Consider the following 20,681-nt stretch of genomic DNA (forward strand, 5'->3'; position numbering starts at 1 on the left):
CCGCATCCTCGACGGTCCTCGTGAACGGCGGGTGACCGTCAGTCGCCGGGCTGGTCGCCCTCCATGGCCAGCAGCTCCTCGTTGGGGATGGCGCCGCCGAACCGGCGGTCCCGGGAGGCGTATTCGAGGCACGCGCGCCACAGGTCACGGCGGTCGAAGTCCGGCCACAGGACGTCCTGGTAGACCATCTCGGCATAAGCGCTCTGCCAGAGAAGGAAGTTGGAGGTGCGCTGCTCGCCACTGGGGCGCAGGAACATGTCCACGTCCGGCATGTCCCCGTAGTACATGTGCTTCTGGATGGTCTTCTCGGAGACCTTCGACGGGTCGAGCCGGCCGGCCTTGACCTCCTCGGCGATCGCCTGCACCGCGTCGGCGATCTCGGCGCGGCCGCCGTAGTTCATGCAGAAGTACAGGGTGAGCAGGTCGTTGCCCTTGGTCTGCTCCTGGGCGACCTGGAGCTCCTTGGCCACCGACTTCCACAGCCGGGGCATCCGGCCCGCCCAGCGCACCCGGATGCCGAGGTCGTCGAGCTGGTCGCGGGTCTTGCGGATGAAGTCGCGGTTGAAGTTCATCAGGAAGCGGACCTCTTCGGGCGAACGCTTCCAGTTCTCGGTGGAGAAGGCGTAGAGGGAGATGTTCCGGACGCCGATCTCGATGGAGCCCTGGAGCACGTCGAGGACGCGCTCGGCGCCGACCTTGTGCCCCTCGGTGCGCGGCAGCCCGCGCTCCTTCGCCCAGCGGCCGTTGCCGTCCATGACGATGGCCACATGGTTCGGGACCAGCTCGCCCGGGAGCTTCGGCGGCCTGGCACCGGACGGGTGCGGCTCCGGTGTCCTGTACTCGCGGCGCCGGCCCCCCAGGATCCCGCGTACGACCATGTGCTTCTCGTCTCCCTCTGAGCTCTTCGCTAGCTTTTCTCTACGTACCTGAGCGAGCGCAGCCCCCGCTCCAGGTGCCAGTGCAGATAGGCGGACACCAGCCCGCCGCCCTCCCGGACGTGCCGCCCCTCGGCGGCGTCCGCGGTCTCCCAGTCTCCCGTAAGCAGCGCGCCGAGGAGAACCAGGGTCTGCGGCGAGGGTACGACGCTGCCGGGCACCCGGCAGTCGACGCAGACGCTGCCGCCGGAGGCGACCGAGAAGAATCGGTTCGGACCGGGCATCCCGCACTTGGCGCAGGAGTCGAAGCTGGGCGCGTAGCCGTTGACGGCGAGGGAGCGCAGCAGGAAGGCGTCGAGGACGAGGTGGGGTGCGTGCTCGCCGCGGGCGAGCGTCCTGAGCGCCCCCACCAGCAGCAGGTACTGCTGTACGGCCGGTTCGCCCTCGTGGTCCGTGAACCGCTCGGCGGTCTCCAGCATGGCGGTCCCGGCGGTGTACCGGGCGTAGTCGGTGACGATGCCGCCGCCGTACGGCGCGATGGTCTCGCTCTGGGTGCACAGCGGCAGCCCGCGCCCGATCAGCTCGCTCCCGCGCGCGAAGAACTGCACGTCGACATGGGAGAACGGCTCCAGCCGCGCCCCGAACTTCGACTTGGTCCGCCGTACCCCACGAGCGACGGCCCGCACCCGGCCGTGACCGCGGGTGAGCAAGGTGATGACGCGATCCGCCTCACCCAGCTTCTGGGTGCGCAGCACGATGCCGTCGTCGCGGAACAGGCTCATGGGCCCATTCTGCCCTGCCGGGCCGGCGGGCCGGCCCGGACCGGGACCTTCAAGGCACCTCGCCGCGGCTGCGGGCGTCGGCGTGGGCGGTGGCCGCCCTGAGCCGTTCGGCCTGGGTGGCGGTCCGCACGGCGTCGGGGTGGGCGTCCCACTCCCGCCCTCCCCCGTACGGCCTCAGCTGCACGTAGGGGCCTTCGTACCCCATGACGATGCCCAGCCGTCCGCTACGGGTGTCGACGGCGCAGGAGCCGACGGGCAGGTTCTTCGCGTTCACGTCACCTGGCTCCCCCGCCCCCGCGAGTTTCACGCTTCGCATCACCGAGGTGGCGCTGCGTGCCTAGACTCGGCCGGAGTCTGTCCCGGACGACCGCCCGGATCCGCGCTTGCGGGCCGCCGCCGGGTCACATCAGTCCCGCCGCCGCGAGGTGCTTGCCCACGCACTCGGTCTCCGCCTCCGACAGCGGCACCTGCGGCTCCGCCGTGACCGGGGAGGCGATGACCCCGCGCAGATGCAGCGCCGCCTTGAACGCGCCCAGCGCCGCCGAGCTGCCGCCCATCCGGCGGGTGTCGCCGGCCCGGACCATCCCGAACAGTCCGCACAGCCGCTCCTGTTCGGCCCGCGCCCGTTCCCAGTCGCCGGCCCGGCACAGCCGGTGGAGCCGGACGTAGCCGTCCGGGTCGACGTTGGCGAGACCCGGCACCGCCCCGTCGGCGCCCATCGCGAGGGCCGAGTCGACGGTCAGCTCGGAGCCGGTCAGCGCGCTGAAGCCGGGCAGGCCCCGGCTGCCGGTGACCACCTCGCGGAAGCCGGCCAGGTCGCCGCTGGAGTCCTTCAGACCGGCCAGCACCCCGTCTGCGGCCAGCTCCAGGACCAGGTCCGCGGGCAGCTTGCTGTGGACGGCCGCCGGGATGTCGTAGGCGATCACCGGGACCGGCGACCGGTCGGCGACCAGGCGGAAGTGACGGGCGATCTCGGCGGGGTGGGTGCGGGTGTAGAAGGGGGCGGTGACGACGACCGCGTCCGCGCCGGCGGCGGTGACGGACGCGACGTGGTCCAGGACCCGGGGTGTCGTCATGTCGATCACCCCGGCCAGCACCGGGAGCCGGCCGGCCGCGTGGGACACCACCGTCTCCGTGACCAGCCTGCGCCGGCGGTCGGTGAGGTAGGCGGCCTCCGAGGTCGAGCCGAGGACGAACAGGCCGCTCACCCCGCCCGTCACCAGGTGGTCGACGAGCCTGCGCAGCGAGGGGACGTCGACCTCGCGGTCCGGTGTCAGGGGCGTGCAGACGGGCGGTACGACACCGGTCAGCGGGGTGGGAAGCGTCATCTGGTCTCCCTGGGCGGGCTGTGGCTCGGCTGGTCCTCCTCCAACGGATGGTGACAGCGGTAGCGGTGACCGGGGCGTGACGCGGCCGTGAAGTCAGGCATGCGGACGGCACACGCGTCGTCCGCCCGCCAGCAGCGGGTGCGGAACGGGCACCCGGACGGCGGCCGGGTCGCCGAGGGGACCGGACCGGTGAGCGGGATGGGGTCGATCGGGCTGAGCAGGCCGGGGGCGGCCGAGAACAGGGCCCTGGTGTACGGGTGCCGGGCGTGGCCGGTGACCTCGGCGGCCGGTGTCTCCTCGACGATCCGGCCCAGGTACATGGTGATCACCCGGTCGCTCATCCGCCGTACCGTCTGGATGTCGTGGGAGACGAAGACCAGGGCGAGACCGAGCCGCTCGCGCAGGTCCAGGAGGAGGTTGAGGATCTGGGCGCGGACCGAGACGTCCAGCGCGCTGGTCGGTTCGTCCGCCACCACCAGGTCGGGGTCGAGCGCCAGCGCCCGTGCGATCGCCACCCGCTGGCGCTGGCCGCCGGAGAGCTGGCCGGGCAGCGCCTCGGCGAGGGCCCGGGGAAGACCGACCAGGCCCATCAGCTCCCGTACCCGGTCCTCCCGTTCGCCCTTCGTGCCGCGTTCATGGACGTCCAGCGGGTCGCGGAGAATACGGCGGACCGGCAGCCTGCGGTTGAGGGCCGTCGACGGGTCCTGGAAGACCATGCCGGTGCTCGCGCCGACGGCCGACCGCCGTTCGCCCGGTGTCATCGACCACAGGTCCCGGCCGTGGAAGGTGACCGTGCCCGCGGTCGGCCGCTCGACGCCCACCAGCACCTTCGCCAGCGTCGACTTCCCGCACCCCGACTCGCCGACCACCCCGACCGTCTCGCCGGGTGCCACGGTGAGGTCGGCACCGGTCAGCGCGTACACCCGGTCCCGGCCGAACAGGCCTGCGCCGCGGGCCCGGTGGACCACGTGGACGCCGGACAGCTGCACCGCGCTCATGTCACCGCCTCCGTGTTCGCCGCCAGGTCGACGGCCGGGTGGTGGCAGGCCGCGGTGTGGACGGGGCCGCCGACGAGGGCCGGTGGTGTCGTACGGCAGATCTCGCTCGCCGCCGGGCAGCGGTCGCTGAAGCGGCAGCCCGCCGGGAAGTCGGCGGGGGACGGCACCACGCCCCTGATCTGGGTGAGCCGCTCGGCCCCGGACTCCAGCGACAGCACGCTGCCGAGCAGGCCGCGGGTGTAGTGGTGGGTGGGGGCGGCGACCAGTTCCGCGGTGACGCCGGTCTCGACGATCTGGCCGCCGTACATCACCACCACCCGGTCGGTGACGTCCGCGACCAGGGCGAGGTCGTGGGAGACGAGGATCAGCGCGAAGCCGAGCTCCTCGCGAAGGCGCAGGAGGAGTTCCATCACCTGGGCCTGGACGGTGACGTCGAGGGCGGTGGTCGGTTCGTCGGCGATGATCAGGCGGGGGTCGCGGGAGAGGGCCATGGCGATCAGGACGCGCTGGCGCTGGCCGCCGGAGAGTTCGTGGGGGTAGGCCGGGAGCGTGCGGGTGGGGTCGAGGCCGACGAGGGTGAGGAGCTCGGCCGGGGGCCGGTGGCCGCCGCGCCGGGTGAGTTGCGCGAGCTGGGCATTGACCGTCATGGAGGGGTTCAGGGAGGACAGGGCGTCCTGGTAGACCATCGCGAGTTCGTGGCCGAGGAGGCGGCGGTGGGGGGTGGTCAGGTCCACGGGCGGCCGCGGGCCGGTGGGGGTCGATCGCGCCCGCGCGGCGGTAGCCGCATATGGGGTACGGCCCCGCGTCCCTTCGTGGCTCGTCCCCTCACCGGGACGAAAATCGATCCGCCCCGTCACCCTGGCCGTCCTCGGCTGCAGACCCATGATCGTGAGTGCCGTCAGGGACTTTCCGCAGCCCGACTCCCCCACCAGTCCCAGCACCTCACCGGGACGCACCTCGAAGCTGACGGCGTCGACGACGTCCACGCCCCGGTGGCGGTCGGGGAAGCCGATGGCAAGCCTCTCCACGGCCAGTACCGGCCGGCCGCCCGGAGCGGGGGGCCGGGCGCGGGCGCGGAGCCGCTCCCCCGCCTCCGTCAGGCCGGGCAGTTCCAGGACCTCGTCCCGCTCGACCGGCTCGACCGGGCCGGCCCCCGTCGGCTCCACCTCCCGCGGCGCCGGTGACGCCCACGCGTCCGAGACGCCCTCGGAGAGGATGTTCAGGCACAGGACGGTGAGCAGGATCAGCAGGCCGGGGAAGAGCGTCGCCCACCAGCCGCCCGTCAGCACCATGTTCCGGCCGTCCGCGATGACGCTGCCCCAGGACGGGTCCGGGGGCCGTACGCCCGCGCCGATGAAGGACAGGGACGCCTCGAAGACGATGGCCTCGGCGACCTGGACCGTGCAGAACACCAGGACGGGGGCGGCGCAGTTGACGGCCACGTGGCGGAGCACGATGTGCGGGGTGCGGGCGCCGATCACGCGTTCCGCGGTGACGTAGTCCTCGCCGTACTGGTCGAGGACGTTCGCCCGGACCACGCGGGCCACGGGCGGGGTGAAGAGGAAGGCGATCGCACAGATCAGGACGGTGATGCCGCCACCGAAGACGGCGACCAGGACGGCGGCCAGGGCGATGCCCGGGAACGCCATCACCACGTCCAGGCAGCGCATCAGCGTCTCGTCGACGCCCTTGCGGGAGGTGGCCGCGAGGGCGCCGAGCAGCGCGCCGGCGACCAGGGCGAGGCCGGTCGCGCCCAGGCCGATGGCCAGCGACCAGCGGGCGCCGTACATCAGCCGGCTGAGGATGTCCCGGCCGAGGCTGTCCTGGCCCATCCAGTGGCCGGCGGAGGGGTGCCCGGTGCCGTCGGCGGGGGCCTGCTGGGCGAGGGGGTCGTCGGGGGCGAGGAGGGGCGCGGCCACGGCCACCAGGACGACCACGGCCAGGAAGACGAGGGCGACCCCGGACAGCGGGGTCAGCCTGCGCAGCCGTACGCCGGGACGGGCCAGGGCGGCGGTGAGGGCCGGGCGGTCGAACGTCGTCATGTCGCCTCCCTCAGACGGGGGTTGACCAGCAGATAGAGGATGTCGATGACGAGGTTGACGACGACGAAGCCGGTCGCCGTGGTGAGGACCACGCCCTGGACGACGGCCGGGTCGCCGTTCTGCACGGCGTCGATCATCAGCTTGCCCATGCCGGGCAGGGCGAAGATGGTCTCGATGACGACGGCGCCGCCGAGGAGGTAGCCGACCCGCAGGCCGAGCACGGTCAGGGGGTTGACGAGTGCGTTGCGCAGGACGTTGCGGCCGACCACGACATGGGGCGGCAGGCCGCTGCCGATCGCCGTGCGCACGTAGTCCCGGTCGAGTTCCTCGACCACCGAGGTGCGGACGATCCGGGTGAGCTGGGCGGCGACCGGGAGGGAGAGCGCGAGGGCGGGCAGGGCCATGGTCTTCAGCCAGCCGGTGACGGAGTCCTCCGGGTTGATGTACCCGCCGGAGGGGAACCAGCCCCGGTCGACCGCCAGGTACTGGATCATCAGCAGCGCCAGCCAGAAGGCGGGGGCGGCGACGCCGACGAGCGAGAGCACCCGCACGGCCTGGTCCGGCCAGCGGTCGCGGTGGATGGCCGCCGTGACACCGCCGGCCAGCGCCAGGACGACCGCGATGCCGAGGCCGAGGAAGGTCAGCTGGAGGGTGAGCGGCAGGGCGGTGGCGACCTGGTCGAGGACCGGGGTGCGGGTGAGGGCGCTGGTGCCGAGGTCGCCGTGGAGCAGGCCGCCGACGAAGTGGACGTAGCGCAGGGGCAGGGGGTCCAGGAGGCCGTTGCGTTCGCGGAAGTCGTGGAGTTGGCGCGGGGTGGGGTTGGCGCCCTGGAAGAACGCGGACGCCGGGTCGACGTCGGAGAAGCGCATCACCAGGAACACGAACAGGGAGATGCCGAGGAGCAGCGGCACCAGCAGGACGACGCGGCGCAGCAGGATGCGCAGGACGGCGTTCATGCCGTCAGGCCCACTTGGCCGTCAGGACGTTGATGCCGGGGTACGGCTGGGCCCTTATGCCGGTGAGCCTGCGCGGGTCCCAGGCGGTGATCAGCTCGTTGTGGACGACCGGGTAGAGGACCGCCTGTTCGGCGACGATGTCGACGTAGTCCTGGATCATCGTCCTCTTCCTGTCCGGGTCCGGTTCGCGGGTGGCCGCGTCCATGTCCTTGAAGAGGCGCTTGGCGACGGCGTCGCCGGACCAGCGGGCGTAGCCCATCCACAGGTTCTCGGGGCCGTAGTTGTAGTGCATGACCAGGTCGGCGTCGAGGCCGAACTGGTTGGGGTTGGAGACGGCGGCGACGACCTGGTAGTCCTGTTTCTGGTCCATCTTGGTGAACACGGCCGTGGTCTCCTGCGGGGACAGGGTCGTGGCGACGCCGATCGCGTCCCAGGACGACTTGATGGTGGGCAGGCAGTCGACGATCCAGCTCACGTTGACGGCGAGGATGTCGACCCGGAGCCCGCTGACGCCGGCGTCCTTGAGGAGCGTCTTGGCCCTGTCGGGGTCGTACGCGTAGACCGTCTTCGCCCTGCGGTAGGCCGGGTTGGTCTCGTTCAGGAACGAAGTCGCCGGTTTTCCGTGGCCCTTGAGGGCGACCTCGACGATCTTCGCGGTGTCGATGGCGTAGTGCAGGGCCTGGCGGACCCGGACGTCGTCGAAGGGCCGGTGCCGGGTGTTGAACATCAGGAACAGGTTGTTCATCCCGGCGCCGCCGCCGACCGACAGTCCGCCCTGTTCGAGGCGGGTGACGTTGGCGTAGGGGATGTTGTCGGAGATCTGCGCGCCGGCGTCGGCCCCGGAGATCCGGGCCACTCGTGAGGCCGCGTCGACGATCGTCAGCCAGTTCATCCGCCGGAAGGCGGGGGCGCGGGGGCCGTTGTATCCGTCGTGGGCGGCGAAGGTGGTGTTGGACTTCGGGTGGTGTCCGGTCTGCCGGTACGGTCCCGTCCCCACCGCCAGTCCCTTGACCGCGTCGTCCCACGCGCCGGGCCGGGAGAACACGTGCTTCGGCATGATCTTGGCGAGGGTGAGGCGGGCGATCCCGTCCGGGAAGGGGAACCTGAGGACCAGGTCGACGGTCCGGGTGTCGATCTTCCGGACCTCCTTCAGCCAGCTCGCGAAGAAGCCCTTGGCGAGGGTCTGGGTGCCCGGGTCGAGGATCCGGTCGAAGACGAAGACCACGTCGTCGGCGGTGACCGGTTTCCCGTCGTGGAAGGTGGCGCCGGGGCGCAGGGTGAACCGCCAGGTGGTGGCGGACGGGTCCGCGGGCAGCCGGGTCGCCAGCGCCGGATAGGGGGCGCGGGTGATCGGGTCGGTGTCGGCGAGGCCCTCGTAGATGTGGTTGTTGGCGGCCATCGCGAACGCGGACGCCGTCTGGGTCGGGTCCCAGCTGCCGTCGTTGCCGTAGCCGATGACGGCGGTGAGGGTGCGGTCGGTGCCGTTGCCGCCGAGGTCGATCGTGGACTTCGGGCCGCAGGCCGTCAGCGAGGCGGCCGCGCTCAGGGCCCCGGCGCCTTTCAGGAACGTCCTGCGGCCATGGGCCGGCTCGTCGCGCACGGTGCCTCCAGCGTGGGGGAAAGGAGACGTCGGACGTCATGTGTAAGCGCGACCATAAGAGGGGGTTTCGGGGCGGTCAAGACACCGCACACGAATGGCGTAAACCATCAGAGGTCGGACCAATGGTGTGGGACAAGACCTCCGGAAGGAACGCCGGTCACCCGATCTCCCGCACGGCGTCGGAGGCCGGGGCGGCCGGCCTCCGGGTCGGTCACGGCGGACACGGCCCAGGGCGGGCCTAGGGCAGTGTCTTCTCGTAGGAGTCGTCCTGGTCGGAGTCGTAGACGAGCTTGCCGGAGCCGTCGTAGCCCCTGAGCCGGGGCGCCTCGGTGACCTGCCGGTGCAGGGTGCCGGTGGCGACGAACCAGCCGTGGTCCAGCACGGCCTGGCGCGTGCTGCCCCCGTAGGAGACGGTCACCTTGCTGACCGAGCTGCGGTAACTGCCGACGACACCCCAGCGGAACGGCAGCTTCCAATGCCCCTTGTCCAGGTAGGACTGCTGGTGGAGCTCCCCGGCGTTCATGTCCGGGACCAGGGCCGTCAGGGAGTCGCCGAAGGGGTCGCCGAGGCTGGTGTTCAGCCCCTGTGCCTCGCCGTCCTTGACCGTGCAGATCAGCCGGGCCGGTGTCGGCTTCGCGCGTACGGCGACCACGGAGAAGCCGTCGCCGGGTGAGTTGGCGTCACCGGTGGCCTTCATCGCGAGGACGATCCGGTAGTCGGCGGCCGTGCCGAGGTCGCGGTAGGCAGGGTCCTTGGCGACGTGATTCGCCTTGTTGTAGGCGATGCACCGGTCCAGCCCGTCGGCCGCCCGGTCGAAGGTGATGTCGTCGAGGAGCTGCCCCGCGGTGGCGGGCCGCGCGGGACCCGGCACGGGTACCGACGCCGACCCGGACGGGCTCGGGCGCGCGCTGGTCCGCACGGACGGCACGGGATGCGCCGGGCTCACCGCACCGCCCCCGCCGCCGCCGATCGCGTAGGCGCCCACCGGCACCGCCGCCAGCGCCGCCAGCGCCGCCCCGGTCACCCCGAGGCGCCGCCGCCTGCGCTCCAGCACGCCCCGCCGCCGGATCTCCGGATACGGCACCGGTGACGGCCGGAGCGCCGAGGCGTCCCCCGCCAGCAGTGTCCGGACCCGGTCCTCGAAGTCCGGCCCGTCCTGCGTGCCCTGATTCTCGCCGCTCACCTGGTGCCTCCCTGTCCGGAACCCGCGTGGCTCATGGCCTGCGCGAGCCCCGGAAACGTACGCAACTTCGCCAGGCCCTTGGACGCCTGGCTCTTGACCGTGCCAGGGGAGCAGCCGAGCACGTCGGCGACCTCCGCCTCGGACAGGTCCTCCCAGTACCGCAGCACGACCACCGCGCGCTGTCTGGGGGGCAGGTCCGCCAGGGCGGCGAGCAGCGTGCCGCGCTCGTCGGCCCGGGAGACCGCGTCGTCGTGCCCCGCGCGCTCGGGCGGCGCGGCGGTCAGCGACTCCGTGACCCGCCGTTTGCGGAACCGGTCGCTGTTGCAGCTGACCAGCATGCGGCGGACGTACGCCTCCGGACGGTCGGTGCCGGAGACCCGGCGCCACGACCGGTACGCCTTCGCCAGCGCGGTCTGCGTGAGGTCCTCCGCGTGGTGCGGGTCGCCGGTGAGCAGATAGGCGGTCCGCACCAGATGGGACCACCGCGCTCTGACGAATTCCTGGAACTGGGCCTCGAGTTCGGCCTGCATCAGCCACCCCCTCGCCCTCCAGACCACCGGCCGGGCCGATTCGGTTGCCCGGAGCACGGCAACGGCCGGTGTCCGACGACGACCGGTGTCCGACCGCGGTTCACTCCCGGGGTGCCGCGACCCGCCGGAACTCGATCGTGTCGTACGCGGTCCGGGTCCCCGTCTCGTACAGCACCCCCACCGTGCGCCTGTCCAGCTGCACCAGGTCCGAGTAGGCCGCCTTCCGGTCTGACAGGGTGAGGAGCTTGTCGAAGCTGATGCCCTCGTCCGTGCTGGTCCACAGGGCCATGGCCTGGCGGGCGGTGGGGACCGAGGGGGCCGAGAAGAGCAACGGGGCCTCGTCGCCCAGGAGCTGGAGGACCGAGCCCTCGACCACCGGGACCCGGCGCAGAGTCGGCTGCACGGTGAATTGGGCGTCCAGGGTCTGCGCGCCGTCGCTCGACCATGCGTCGAGGCGGTTGCCGGGGCTGCTGCCGTTCTGGTCGCGGGCATTGAAGTAGAGGCGGCCGCCGGGGAGTTGGGCGGCGGTCGTCTCGTTGGCGTTGTCGCGGCCGGTGTAGGAGTCGTCCACGAAGCCGAGGTGCCAGCTGCGGCCGCCGTCGTCGCTGTAGATGGCGTGACCGCCGTAGTACCTGGCCTCCCGGCCGGTGTCGGAGGAGCCGGTGCGCGGCGCGCCGGAGTGGTCGGCGGCGACGACCAGACGGCCGCGGTGCGGTCCCTCGGTGATGGCGACGGCATGGCCGGGACCGGTGGTGTACCAGCGCCAGCCGGCGGGTTTCACCTGCGCCGTGATCTCCCGCGGGGCGGTGAAGGACCGGCCGTCGCTCTTGCTGCGCTGCACGAACACCCGGCGGCTCTGCTTCTTGGTGACCTGGCCCCGCATGATCTGCGCCTCGCTCACCGAGCCGTCGTTGTAGGAGGTCACCAGGACGATGTCGCCGCTGCGCGGGTCGACCACGGGTGCCGGGTTGCCCCGGGTGTCCCCCTTGCCGTCGGCCACCACCCGCAGCGGGCCCCAGCTGCAGCCGCCGTCAAAGGAGCGTCGCAGCACCACGTCGATGTCACCGCTGTCGCCGGTGGTGCTGTGCCGGCCCTCGGCGAAGGCCAGCAGGGTGCCGTGCCGGGTGCGGACGGCGGCCGGGATGCGGTACTGGGCGTACCCCCCCTCGCCGGACACGTACGGTACGGCGGACTTGCAGGTGGCCGCCCAGGCCCTGGGTTCTACGGCGAACGCCCCGAGCAGCAGGGCGGCCGCGAGGGAGATCCGGCTCGCACGGGTCACAGGAGACACATGGGTCACCCTTCCATGTTTCTCCCCGTTGCCTCCACCGCATCCCCGTAACGGCCGAACGTGTCCCGCGCTCTGGCACTGCGTCAGCTCGCGGGGCGGGCCGGCCGGCGGCTCAGGAGGGGGTGCGGGCCGCGGCGAGCAGGCGGGTCACGTCGTCGGCGCAGATGGTCAGGGCGGCACCGACCGTGCCGAGGACCTCGCGTTCGGCGTTGGTGTACGGGCCGTCGGCGAGCGCGATCCTGGCGGCCTGCAGGAGCAGGGACTCGCGGCCGCCGGGGGCGAGGTGCGGGGCCAGCGGGTCGAGGGACTCGTGCAGTTCTATCGCGAGGCTCGCCCCGCCGGGCTGCTCGAAGACCCGGCCGGTGTCGGCGGCGAGGGCGTCGACGAGCGCGCTCAGGCCGTCCTCGGTGACGTCCTCGAAGCCGGCCGCGCGGACCGTTGCCGCGGCCGCCTCCAGGGACGTGCGGGCACAGGTGCCGCCCGCGGCGAGGACGGCGAGGGCGACGGTGTGCACGGCGTCGCGGAGCATCGCCGAGAAGCGTGAGGTGGTGGGGTGGTCGAGGACGTCGGTGCCGAAGTGGTGACGGCAGGCGGCGCACTCCACGACCGGCCCGGTGGTGCCGCGCGGCAGCACCGGCACGCCGAGCAGGGTGAAGCGGCGACGGCCGGTGAGCCGCTGGTAGTTGCGGTCGCCTCCGCAGCCGGGGCAGAAGAACTCGCCGTCGCCGACGGGCGTCCATGCGGTGCGGGTGCCCAGAATGCGGGCAGGCCTGGCGGTTCGGCCGTCTCGTCCCCGTACTGGCAGCACGTCGCACCTCCTTAACGCCGTGGCAACATCGCCACCGCTGGCGTGATGTTAGCCACATCGGTGAGGTGGAGTCAGTACCTCGTACGAGACCTTTCCGTGACCTCCACGGCCGGATGGCCGGTATACGACGGGGCCCTGATCGCCGTGCAGCGCGATCAGGGCCGGTAAACCGCCGGTCAGAGTGGTTATCGCGTCGCGCGGTTGACGGCGGAGACGACCGCCTTCAGCGATGCACGCGTCGTGTTCGCGTCGATCCCGATTCCCCACAGAACCTTGTCGCCGATCGCGCACTCGATGTACGAGGCGGCCTGTGCGGAGGCGCCCTCGCTCATCGTGTGCTCCTGGTAGTCCAGGAGCCGTACGTCGATGCCCAGGCCCTGCAGCGCGTCGAAGAACGCGGAGATCGGGCCGTTGCCGGAGCCGGTCAGGACGGTGTCCTCGCCGTCGACGGTGGCTTCGACGGTGAGGGTGTCCACCCCGTCGGTGTCGGTGGTCGACTGGCCCGCCTTCACCTGGACCCGGCCCCAGGGGTTCTCCGGGTTCGGCAGGTACTCGTCCTGGAAGACCGCCCAGATGTCGGAACCGGTGACCTCGCCGCCCTCGGCGTCCGTCTTCGCCTGGATGAGCCTGGAGAACTCGATCTGCATCCGGCGGGGCAGGTCCAGCTTGTGGTCGTTCTTCAGGACGTAGGCGATACCGCCCTTGCCGGACTGCGAGTTGACCCGGATGACCGCCTCGTAGGAGCGGCCGACGTCCTTCGGGTCGATCGGCAGGTACGGCACGGCCCACTCGATGTCGTCGACGGTGACGCCCTTGGCGGCCGCGTCGGCCTCCATGGCGTCGAAGCCCTTCTTGATGGCGTCCTGGTGGGAGCCGGAGAAGGACGTGTAGACCAGGTCGCCCACGTAGGGGTGGCGCGGGTGGACCTCCATCTGGTTGCAGTACTCCCACGTACGACGGATCTCGTCGATGTCGGAGAAGTCGATCTGCGGGTCGACGCCCTGCGAGAACAGGTTCATCCCCAGGGTGACCAGGTCGACGTTGCCGGTGCGCTCGCCCTGCCCGAACAGGCAGCCCTCGACGCGGTCGGCGCCGGCCATCAGCGCCAGTTCGGCGGCGGCGACGGCGGTGCCGCGGTCGTTGTGCGGGTGGACGGAGAGCACGACGTGCTCGCGGCGGGACAGGTTGCGGTGCATCCACTCGAAGCGGTCCGCGTGCGTGGACGGCGTCGAACGCTCCACGGTCGCGGGCAGGTTGAGGATGATCTCGCGGCCGGGACCGGGCTGGTAGACGTCCATCACCGCCTCGCAGACCTCCAGCGCGAAGTCCAGCTCGGTGTCGGTGAAGATCTCCGGGCTGTACTGGTAGCCGAACGTCGTCCCATCAGCCTCGGGGCCCAGCAGTTTCTCCGCGTACTCCATCACCAGGCGGGTGCCGTCGACGGCGATCTGCTTGATGTCGTCCCTGGAGCCGCGGAACACCACCCGGCGGAAGACGGGAGCCGTGGCGTTGTACAGGTGCACGGTGGCCCGCCGGGCGCCCTTCAGTGACTCCACGGTCCGCTCGATCAGGTCCTCGCGGGCCTGGGTCAGTACGGAGATCGTGACGTCGTCCGGGATCGCGCCCTCTTCCTCGATGATCGAGCGCACGAAGTCGAAGTCGGTCTGGCCTGAGGCCGGGAAACCGACCTCGATCTCCTTGTAGCCCATCTTCACCAGCTGGTCGAACATCCGGCGCTTGCGCTCGGGCGACATCGGGTCGATCAGGGCCTGGTTGCCGTCGCGCAGGTCGGTGGAGAGCCAGCGGGGGGCGGTGGTGATGCGCTGCTGGGGCCAGGTGCGGTCGGGGATGTCGACCTGCTCGTAGCGGCCGTACTTGTGCACCGGCATGGTGGTGGGCTGCTGGCGGTTCGCCATGATGCGGGGCTCCTCAGGATGTCCGGAAGGACGGCCGACGACGCAACACGAAGCTCCGCGGGGAGGGAGTCGACCTGGACTACAGGCCCTCGCCGCGGCAGCTAAGAAGAAGCAGCCCGAAACGCATGATGCTCCGCATGCTAGTCGAGCCCCTTCGGACGCGGGGCGCCGTATCAGTATGCGGGACCGGGGGGACGAAAAGGACAAAACGTGCGCCATACCACTCCCGCTCACGCAGAGTCATCAATTGTCGCGGTATTTCATCAATCATGGTTGCGGGTAGTGACAGTCGAGTGACCCAGTGCGAGGGTGCGGTGCATGACGACCAACGGGGGCTCTGAGCCCGTCATCCGCCGCACGCCCGTTTTCTGCGGGATCGTGCCGCCGCACATCCTCGACCAGCTCGCCCGGCACGAGGACGGCGCACTCGCCGACTCCGCGCTGCGCACCCTGCAGCACGACTCCGCGGCCCGCACCCGCCGCCGGGTCACCGCCGTGCGCACCCTGACCGCCGTCGCCGCCCCGGCGGCCCCGGACAGCGCGCCGCGCCGCACGGTCTACGACGCCGGACACGGCACCGATCTGCCCGGCACCAAGGTCCGCGAGGAGGGCTCCGAGCCCGGTCAGGACGCCAGCGTCAACCGCGCCTACGCCGGCCTCGGCGCCACCTTCGACCTCTACCTGAAGGCGTACGAACGCGACTCCATCGACGGCAACGGCCTCGCGCTCGACGCGAGCGTGCACTACGACCGCGACTACGACAACGCCTTCTGGAACGGCGAGCAGATGGTGTTCGGCGACGGTGACGGTGAGATCTTCACCGACTTCACCAGCTCCGTCGACGTCATCGGCCACGAGCTCACCCACGGCGTCACCCAGTACACCGCCAACCTGGAGTACTACGGCCAGTCCGGCGCCCTCAACGAGTCGGTCTCGGACGTCTTCGGCTCGCTCATCAAGCAGTACTCCCTCGGGCAGAGCGCCGACCAGGCGGACTGGCTGATCGGCGAGGGCCTGCTCGCCCCGGGCGTACGCGGTGTGGCGCTGCGCTCGATGAAGGCCCCGGGCACGGCCTACGACGACCCCCGCCTCGGCAAGGACCCGCAGCCCGCGACCATGGCGGAGTACGTGAGGACCAGCCGCGACAACGGCGGCGTGCACATCAACTCCGGCATCCCCAACCACGCCTTCTACCTGCTCGCCGCCGCCCTGGGCGGCAACGCCTGGGAGCGGGCCGGGCTGATCTGGTACGACGTGCTCACCGGCGGGGAGCTGCGCTCGGACGCCCGCTTCACGGACTTCGCGAAGCTCACCGTGACCGCCGCCAGGGCCCGCTTCAAGGAGGGCGAGGAGACCGAGGCGGTCCTCAAGGCGTGGGCCCAGGTGGGTGTGCAGACCGGCTGATCCCGTACTACACAGGGACCCATGCGTATTCAGGTGAGGCGTACGGGCGGGTTCGCGGGCATCGAGCGGCAGGCCGAGGTGGACACCTCGGGGCGGCCCGACGCCCATGAGTGGCAGGCCCTGGCCGAGCACGCGCTCGCGGCCGGCCGGGGCACGCCCCCGCAGGGGGTGCCGGACGGGTTCGCGTACCGGATCACGGTGGACGGCCGGACGGTGTACGCGGCCGATCCGCGGCTGACCGCCGAGCAACGCGAGCTGGTCTCACGGGTGTTGAAGGAGGGAGCCTGAACGGATCCGGCAACGGGCAGTTCACGCCGGGGCGTTGACTTCCGTTACTGGTGGTAAGGATGATCCCGGCCATGGCGACTGACGCGGTCCATCCGATACCCCCGCTCCCCGCTTTCCCCGACGGTTTCCTCTGGGGTGTGTCGACCTCGGCCCACCAGATCGAGGGCGCGGCAGACGAGCGCGAGGCCTCCGTGTGGGACGTGTTCTCGGCCGGGCCGGGCCGCATCAAGGACGGCTCGACGGCGGCGGTGGCCTGCGACCACTACCACCGCCACCGCGAGGACGTGGCCTTGCTGGCCGGCCTCGGCGTGGACGCGTACCGCTTCTCGGTCTCCTGGCCGAGGGTGCGCTCGGCGGGCGGCCTGGACTTCTACGACCGGCTGGTGGACGAGCTGTGCGCGGCGGGCGTACGGCCGGTCCCCACTCTCTTCCACTGGGACCTGCCGGCGGCCCTGCACGACAAGGGCGGCTGGCTGGAGCGGGACACCGCCGCGCGGTTCGCCGAGTACGTCTCGGCGGTCGCGGACCGGCTCGGCGACCGGGTCAGGAAATGGATCACCCTCAACGAGCCCGCCGAGCACACCCTGTTCGGCCATGCGCTGGGCGCCCACGCACCCGGCGAGCGGCTGATGTTCGACGCGCTCCCGGTCGCCCACCACCAGCTCCTCGCCCACGGCCTGGCGGTGCGGGCGCTGCGCGCGGCGGGCGCCGTGGACATCGGCATCGCCAACTCCCACGGCCCCACCTGGCCGGCCTCCGGGGAGCAGCCGGACCTGGAGGCGGCCGGCTTCTACGACCTCCTGCTCAACCGGCTGTTCGCGGAGCCGGTTCTGCTGGGCGAGTACCCGGAGGGCATGGGCGACCTGATGCCGGGCGACGTCGCCGCGGACCTGAAGGTGATCTCCGAGCCGCTCGACTGGTACGGCGTCAACTACTACGCGCCGACGAAGGTGGGTGCCCCGCGGGGCACCGAGATCGAGTTCGGCGGACTCACCCTCCCGGCCGAACTCCCCTTCTCGGTGCAGGACGTCGAGGACGTGCCGGTGACCGACTTCGGCTGGCCGGTGGTCCCGGAGGGCCTCACCGAACTCCTCACCGGCTTCCGGGACCGCTACGGCGACCGGCTCCCGCCGATCGTCATCACCGAGAACGGCTGCTCCTACGAGGGCCTCGACGACCGGGACCGGATCGCCTACCTCGACGGCCACATCCGGGCGCTGCACCGGGCGGCGGAGGCCGGGGTGGACGTGCGCGGCTACTTCGTCTGGTCGCTGCTGGACAACTTCGAGTGGGCGGAGGGCTACGCGCGCCGTTTCGGCCTGGTCCACGTGGACTACGACACCCTGGCACGGACGCCGAAGTCGTCGTACGCCTGGTTCCGGGACCTGCTCGGGGCGCAGCGGTCCCGGGCGCGGGAATGACGACGACTCGGGAACCGGCCGCGCTGGCCGAACCGGCCGAGCGGGTCGGCCGGGGCTGGACGTCGGCGCTCTCCCTCGCCAACGGGGCGATCTGGGTGGGCTGGTACGGCCCGCTCCAGATCCTCCTCGCCTCCCAGGCTGGGGACTTCGCGCCCGGTTCCGGGATGTCGAAGGAGACGATGCTGGCGTGGGTGACCGGCATCGGCGCGGTGGTGTCGCTGGCGGCGAACCCGGTCTTCGGCGCGCTGTCGGACCGTACGACGTCCCGCTGGGGCCGCCGCACGCCCTGGATCGTCGCCGGCACGGCCGGCGGGGCGCTGTCCCTGCTGCTCCTCGGGGGCGCCGGCGGCATGGGGACGCTGGTGCTGGGCTGGTGTCTGGTCCAGCTGACGCTGAACGCTGCCTTCGCGGCCGTCACGGCCGCCGTGCCGGACCAGGTGCCCAGGAGCCAGCGGGGTTCGGTGGGCGGCTGGCTGGGCGCCGCGCAGATCCTCGGGGTGGTCGGCGGCACCGGGCTGGCGACGGCCGCCGGGGGCGTCGGGGCGGGCTATGCGGCGTGCGCGGTGTTCACGGCGGTGGGCGTGCTGCCGTACGTGCTCCGCCACCCGGACCTGCGGCTGGCCCCGCGGGACCGGCCGCCCTGGTCGTGGCGGGCCTTCCTGACCGGGTTCTGGCTGAGCCCGCGCCGCCATCCGGACCTGGGCTGGGCCTGGCTGACCCGGTTCCTGATCAACCTGAGCAACGCGCTGGTGCTGCTGTACCTGCTGTACTACCTCCGCGACCGCCTCCACCACGCCGACCCCGACCAGGGCGTGCTGATCCTGACGGCGGTGAACGGGCTGACGCTGATGGCCACGGTCGTGGTCGGCGGCGTCTGGTCGGACCGGGTGGGCCGGCGCAAGCCGTTCGTGGTCTGGTCGGGGCTGCTGATGGCGGCGGCCACGGCGCTGCTGGCGGCGTGGCAGACCTGGCCGGGGGCGATCGTCGCGGCGGCCTTCCTCGGCGTCGGCTTCGGCGTGTTCACCTCGGTCGACTTCGCCCTGATGACGGACGTCCTGCCGAAGGCCCTGGACCGCGGCAAGGACCTCGGCGTCATCAACGTGGCCAACGCCCTGCCCCAGGTGGCCGCGCCCGCCCTCGCCGCGCCGATCGTGACCTATCTGGGCGGCTACCGGGTGCTGTACCTGGTGGCGGCGGTGATCGGGCTGGCGGGGGCGGGGCTGGTGGGGCGGATCCGGGGGGTCGACTAGGGCGCGACAGACCCCGGCCGCTCAGGCGCTCACAGGGCGCCGGCGTCGCGGGCGGTCCACACGCTCGGATAGATCGGCCGGAAGCCGAGGTCGCGGCGGATCCGCTGGTTGGACATGATCCCGAACCAGGGGTCGGGGTCGGTGCGGGTGTGCAGGTCCGCGGGCACCTCGATGCCGTTGAGCCGGTGCAGCTCCACGGTCGTGACGGGCGCGTCGTCGGCGATGTTGTAGAGCGGGCCGTTCACCGCCGGGGCGTACAGCAGACGCATCAGGCCCTGGCCGACGTCCGCGTGGTGGGCCATCTGCAGCCGCTGGGCGGGCGCCCAGTTCGCGGCCCAGCGCATGACGTCGGCGAGGTGCGGGTCCTGCTCGCCGTAGACGAAGGGCAGCCGCCCGATCCGCACCTCCATGCCGTCCGCCAGCGCGAGCAGGTCCCGTTCGGCGGCCGCCTTGGACTCGGGGTAGGCGCCCCACAGCTCGCCGCCGGGCCGGCTCTCGTCGTCCTCGGTGAGCGGGCGGCCGCGCCCGGTGCCGTACACGTTCCCGGTGCTGACCTGCACGAACCGTCGTACGCCGGCCGCGAGCGCGGCCTTGCCGAGGGCCACCGCGGCATCCCGGTTGACGGCCCAGGCCTCCTCGTCCGGCACCCCGCGGAAGGCGGCGGCGACGTTCACGACGGCGTCCGCCCCGGCGACGGCCTTGCCGAGCACCTCCTCGTCCCGCAGGTCGCCGACGGCCACCTCGGCGCCGAGGGCGGCGAACGGCTCGCCGCGGGCCGCGTCCCGTACGAGCACCCGCACCCGCTCCCCCGGCCGGGTCTGCCCCAGCAGCCTGGGCACGAACCGCCGCCCGACCTGTCCGGTCGTACCGGTGACAAGAGTGATCACGACGCTCTCCTTCTGTGGCTTCGCTTCGACGCCACCACCCTCGGCCTCCCGGGGCACGGCCGGGAGAGACCTCCGGATCAGGGGATCGGCAGTCCCTGGATAAGCGGGGCGGGCCGGGCGACCCTGGAGGGGTGAACCGCCCCGAACTCGCCGACTTCCTGCGCCACGCCCGCACCCGCCTGGACCCCGCCGACGTGGGCCTGGCCCCGGGCGCCCGCCGCCGCACCCCGGGGCTGCGCCGCGAGGAGGTGGCGTCCCTGGCGGGCATGTCGGCGGACTACTACACCCGGCTGGAACAGTCCCGGGGCCCGCGCCCGTCCCGCCAGATGCTGACGGCGATGGCCCGCGCGCTGCGCCTGACGGAGGACGAACGCGACCACCTGTTCCACCTGGCCGGCGAGGAACCCCCGCGCCCGGAGGCGACGAGCACGCACGTGCGCCCCGGCCTCCTGCTGGTTCTGGACCGGCTGCACGACACCCCGGCGCTGGTGGCGACCGACTACGGCGAGGTCCTGGCCCAGAACGCGCTGTCACGGGCGCTGAGCGGCGACGTCCTGGCCCGTCCGCCGCACGAGCGCAACCTGCTCCGCCGCTACTTCCTGGACCCGTCGGCCCGCGACCTGTTCCCGCCGGAGGACCGGCCGGCACACACCCGGGACCATGTCGCCGGCCTCCGGGCGGTGGCCGCGGCCCGCCCCGCCGACCCGGCCCCAGCCGCCCTCGTCGCCGAACTCCTGGCGAGCAGTGAGGAGTTCGCCCGCCTGTGGGCCGAACACGAAGTGGCGGTCCGGCGTGCGACCGTCAAACGCTTCCAGCACCCCACGGTCGGCCTCCTGGAACTGGACTGCGAGGTCCTCCACAACGCCGACACCCACCAGCAACTGGTCATCCACACCGCCCGTCCGGGCACCGACTCCCACGAACGCCTGCAACTGCTCAGAGTGGTGGGCCTGCAGGACATGACCCCGAGGCGCTCCTGACCTCTCCGGTACCTTTGCCCGAACGCACGCGCAATGAGTGAACGCCGGCGACGGGGGTTGCGGGGACATGGCGGGGTATCGGCCGGCGGACTGGCATCCACTCGACCTCGACCGGGACCCGACGCCCGGGGATCCGCAGCGT

The 20,681-nt window shown here is 72.1% G+C and carries 19 protein-coding genes; 5 read left to right on the top strand and 14 right to left on the bottom strand.

What is annotated here, in order from left to right:
- Positions 1-38: 38 nt before the first annotated feature.
- From ACZ4O3_RS21575 to leuA, 13 genes are all read right to left on the bottom strand, one after another.
- The gene (locus ACZ4O3_RS21575) at positions 39-878 is read right to left on the bottom strand and encodes an isoprenyl transferase (protein WP_362716045.1); all 840 of its coding nucleotides are present in this window, start codon (positions 876-878) and stop codon (positions 39-41) included.
- Positions 879-907: 29 nt separating this feature from the next.
- On the bottom strand, positions 908-1,657 hold the full coding sequence (gene recO / locus ACZ4O3_RS21580) for a DNA repair protein RecO (protein ID WP_362716042.1): 750 nt from the start codon (positions 1,655-1,657) through the stop codon (positions 908-910).
- 49 nt (positions 1,658-1,706) lie between these two features.
- Positions 1,707-1,931: a hypothetical protein gene (locus ACZ4O3_RS21585; RefSeq protein WP_467723668.1), complete on the bottom strand. Its 225-nt coding sequence runs from the start codon at positions 1,929-1,931 to the stop codon at positions 1,707-1,709.
- A 127-nt stretch (positions 1,932-2,058) separates the two neighbouring features.
- A complete protein-coding gene (locus ACZ4O3_RS21590; protein ID WP_384987865.1) occupies positions 2,059-2,985 on the bottom strand; it encodes a dihydrodipicolinate synthase family protein in 927 nt (308 codons plus the stop codon).
- Positions 2,982-3,983 carry an oligopeptide/dipeptide ABC transporter ATP-binding protein gene (locus tag ACZ4O3_RS21595; RefSeq protein ID WP_467723634.1) on the bottom strand — a complete coding sequence of 334 codons (1,002 nt, stop codon included), beginning with the start codon at positions 3,981-3,983 and terminating at the stop codon, positions 2,982-2,984. Before ACZ4O3_RS21595 ends, ACZ4O3_RS21590 begins: the two co-directional genes overlap by 4 nt.
- Positions 3,980-6,025: a dipeptide/oligopeptide/nickel ABC transporter permease/ATP-binding protein gene (locus ACZ4O3_RS21600; RefSeq protein WP_467723636.1), complete on the bottom strand. Its 2,046-nt coding sequence runs from the start codon at positions 6,023-6,025 to the stop codon at positions 3,980-3,982. Before ACZ4O3_RS21600 ends, ACZ4O3_RS21595 begins: the two co-directional genes overlap by 4 nt.
- On the bottom strand, positions 6,022-6,981 hold the full coding sequence (locus ACZ4O3_RS21605; RefSeq protein ID WP_362721873.1) for an ABC transporter permease: 960 nt from the start codon (positions 6,979-6,981) through the stop codon (positions 6,022-6,024). Before ACZ4O3_RS21605 ends, ACZ4O3_RS21600 begins: the two co-directional genes overlap by 4 nt.
- A gap of 4 nt (positions 6,982-6,985) precedes the next feature.
- Positions 6,986-8,581 (bottom strand): ABC transporter substrate-binding protein, encoded by a 1,596-nt coding sequence (locus ACZ4O3_RS21610; protein ID WP_362721871.1) that lies wholly within the window; start codon positions 8,579-8,581, stop codon positions 6,986-6,988.
- A 238-nt stretch (positions 8,582-8,819) separates the two neighbouring features.
- A complete protein-coding gene (locus ACZ4O3_RS21615) occupies positions 8,820-9,764 on the bottom strand; it encodes a hypothetical protein (protein WP_467723638.1) in 945 nt (314 codons plus the stop codon).
- Entirely contained in the window at positions 9,761-10,294 is a 534-nt protein-coding gene (locus ACZ4O3_RS21620) for a SigE family RNA polymerase sigma factor (protein WP_362731257.1), read from the bottom strand. The genes ACZ4O3_RS21615 and ACZ4O3_RS21620 overlap by 4 nt, the downstream gene beginning before the upstream one ends.
- Before the next feature lie 100 nt (positions 10,295-10,394).
- On the bottom strand, positions 10,395-11,576 hold the full coding sequence (locus ACZ4O3_RS21625) for a sialidase family protein (RefSeq protein ID WP_467723667.1): 1,182 nt from the start codon (positions 11,574-11,576) through the stop codon (positions 10,395-10,397).
- A gap of 121 nt (positions 11,577-11,697) precedes the next feature.
- Entirely contained in the window at positions 11,698-12,393 is a 696-nt protein-coding gene (locus ACZ4O3_RS21630; RefSeq protein ID WP_467723639.1) for a TerB family tellurite resistance protein, read from the bottom strand.
- 185 nt (positions 12,394-12,578) lie between these two features.
- On the bottom strand, positions 12,579-14,309 hold the full coding sequence (gene leuA / locus ACZ4O3_RS21635) for a 2-isopropylmalate synthase (protein ID WP_362720863.1): 1,731 nt from the start codon (positions 14,307-14,309) through the stop codon (positions 12,579-12,581).
- 318 nt (positions 14,310-14,627) lie between these two features.
- Here leuA and ACZ4O3_RS21640 point away from each other — a divergent pair, with 318 nt between their 5' ends.
- The 4 genes from ACZ4O3_RS21640 (at position 14,628) to ACZ4O3_RS21655 (ending at position 18,672) form a co-directional block, all read left to right on the top strand.
- The gene (locus ACZ4O3_RS21640; RefSeq protein WP_467723641.1) at positions 14,628-15,713 is read left to right on the top strand and encodes a M4 family metallopeptidase; all 1,086 of its coding nucleotides are present in this window, start codon (positions 14,628-14,630) and stop codon (positions 15,711-15,713) included.
- 21 nt (positions 15,714-15,734) lie between these two features.
- On the top strand, positions 15,735-16,001 hold the full coding sequence (locus ACZ4O3_RS21645) for a protealysin inhibitor emfourin (RefSeq protein WP_362720868.1): 267 nt from the start codon (positions 15,735-15,737) through the stop codon (positions 15,999-16,001).
- 71 nt (positions 16,002-16,072) lie between these two features.
- Positions 16,073-17,422: a GH1 family beta-glucosidase gene (locus ACZ4O3_RS21650; RefSeq protein WP_467723643.1), complete on the top strand. Its 1,350-nt coding sequence runs from the start codon at positions 16,073-16,075 to the stop codon at positions 17,420-17,422.
- On the top strand, positions 17,419-18,672 hold the full coding sequence (locus tag ACZ4O3_RS21655; RefSeq protein ID WP_467723645.1) for an MFS transporter: 1,254 nt from the start codon (positions 17,419-17,421) through the stop codon (positions 18,670-18,672). The genes ACZ4O3_RS21650 and ACZ4O3_RS21655 overlap by 4 nt, the downstream gene beginning before the upstream one ends.
- A 29-nt stretch (positions 18,673-18,701) precedes the next feature.
- Here the strand turns inward: ACZ4O3_RS21655 and ACZ4O3_RS21660 are convergent, their stop codons facing one another.
- On the bottom strand, positions 18,702-19,559 hold the full coding sequence (locus ACZ4O3_RS21660) for an NAD-dependent epimerase/dehydratase family protein (RefSeq protein ID WP_384987887.1): 858 nt from the start codon (positions 19,557-19,559) through the stop codon (positions 18,702-18,704).
- Positions 19,560-19,690: 131 nt separating this feature from the next.
- Here ACZ4O3_RS21660 and ACZ4O3_RS21665 point away from each other — a divergent pair, with 131 nt between their 5' ends.
- The gene (locus ACZ4O3_RS21665) at positions 19,691-20,539 is read left to right on the top strand and encodes a helix-turn-helix transcriptional regulator (protein ID WP_467723646.1); all 849 of its coding nucleotides are present in this window, start codon (positions 19,691-19,693) and stop codon (positions 20,537-20,539) included.
- The last annotated feature ends 142 nt before the right edge of the window (positions 20,540-20,681 follow it).

It is taken from the genome of Streptomyces sp. NPDC026515 (assembly GCF_055567595.1).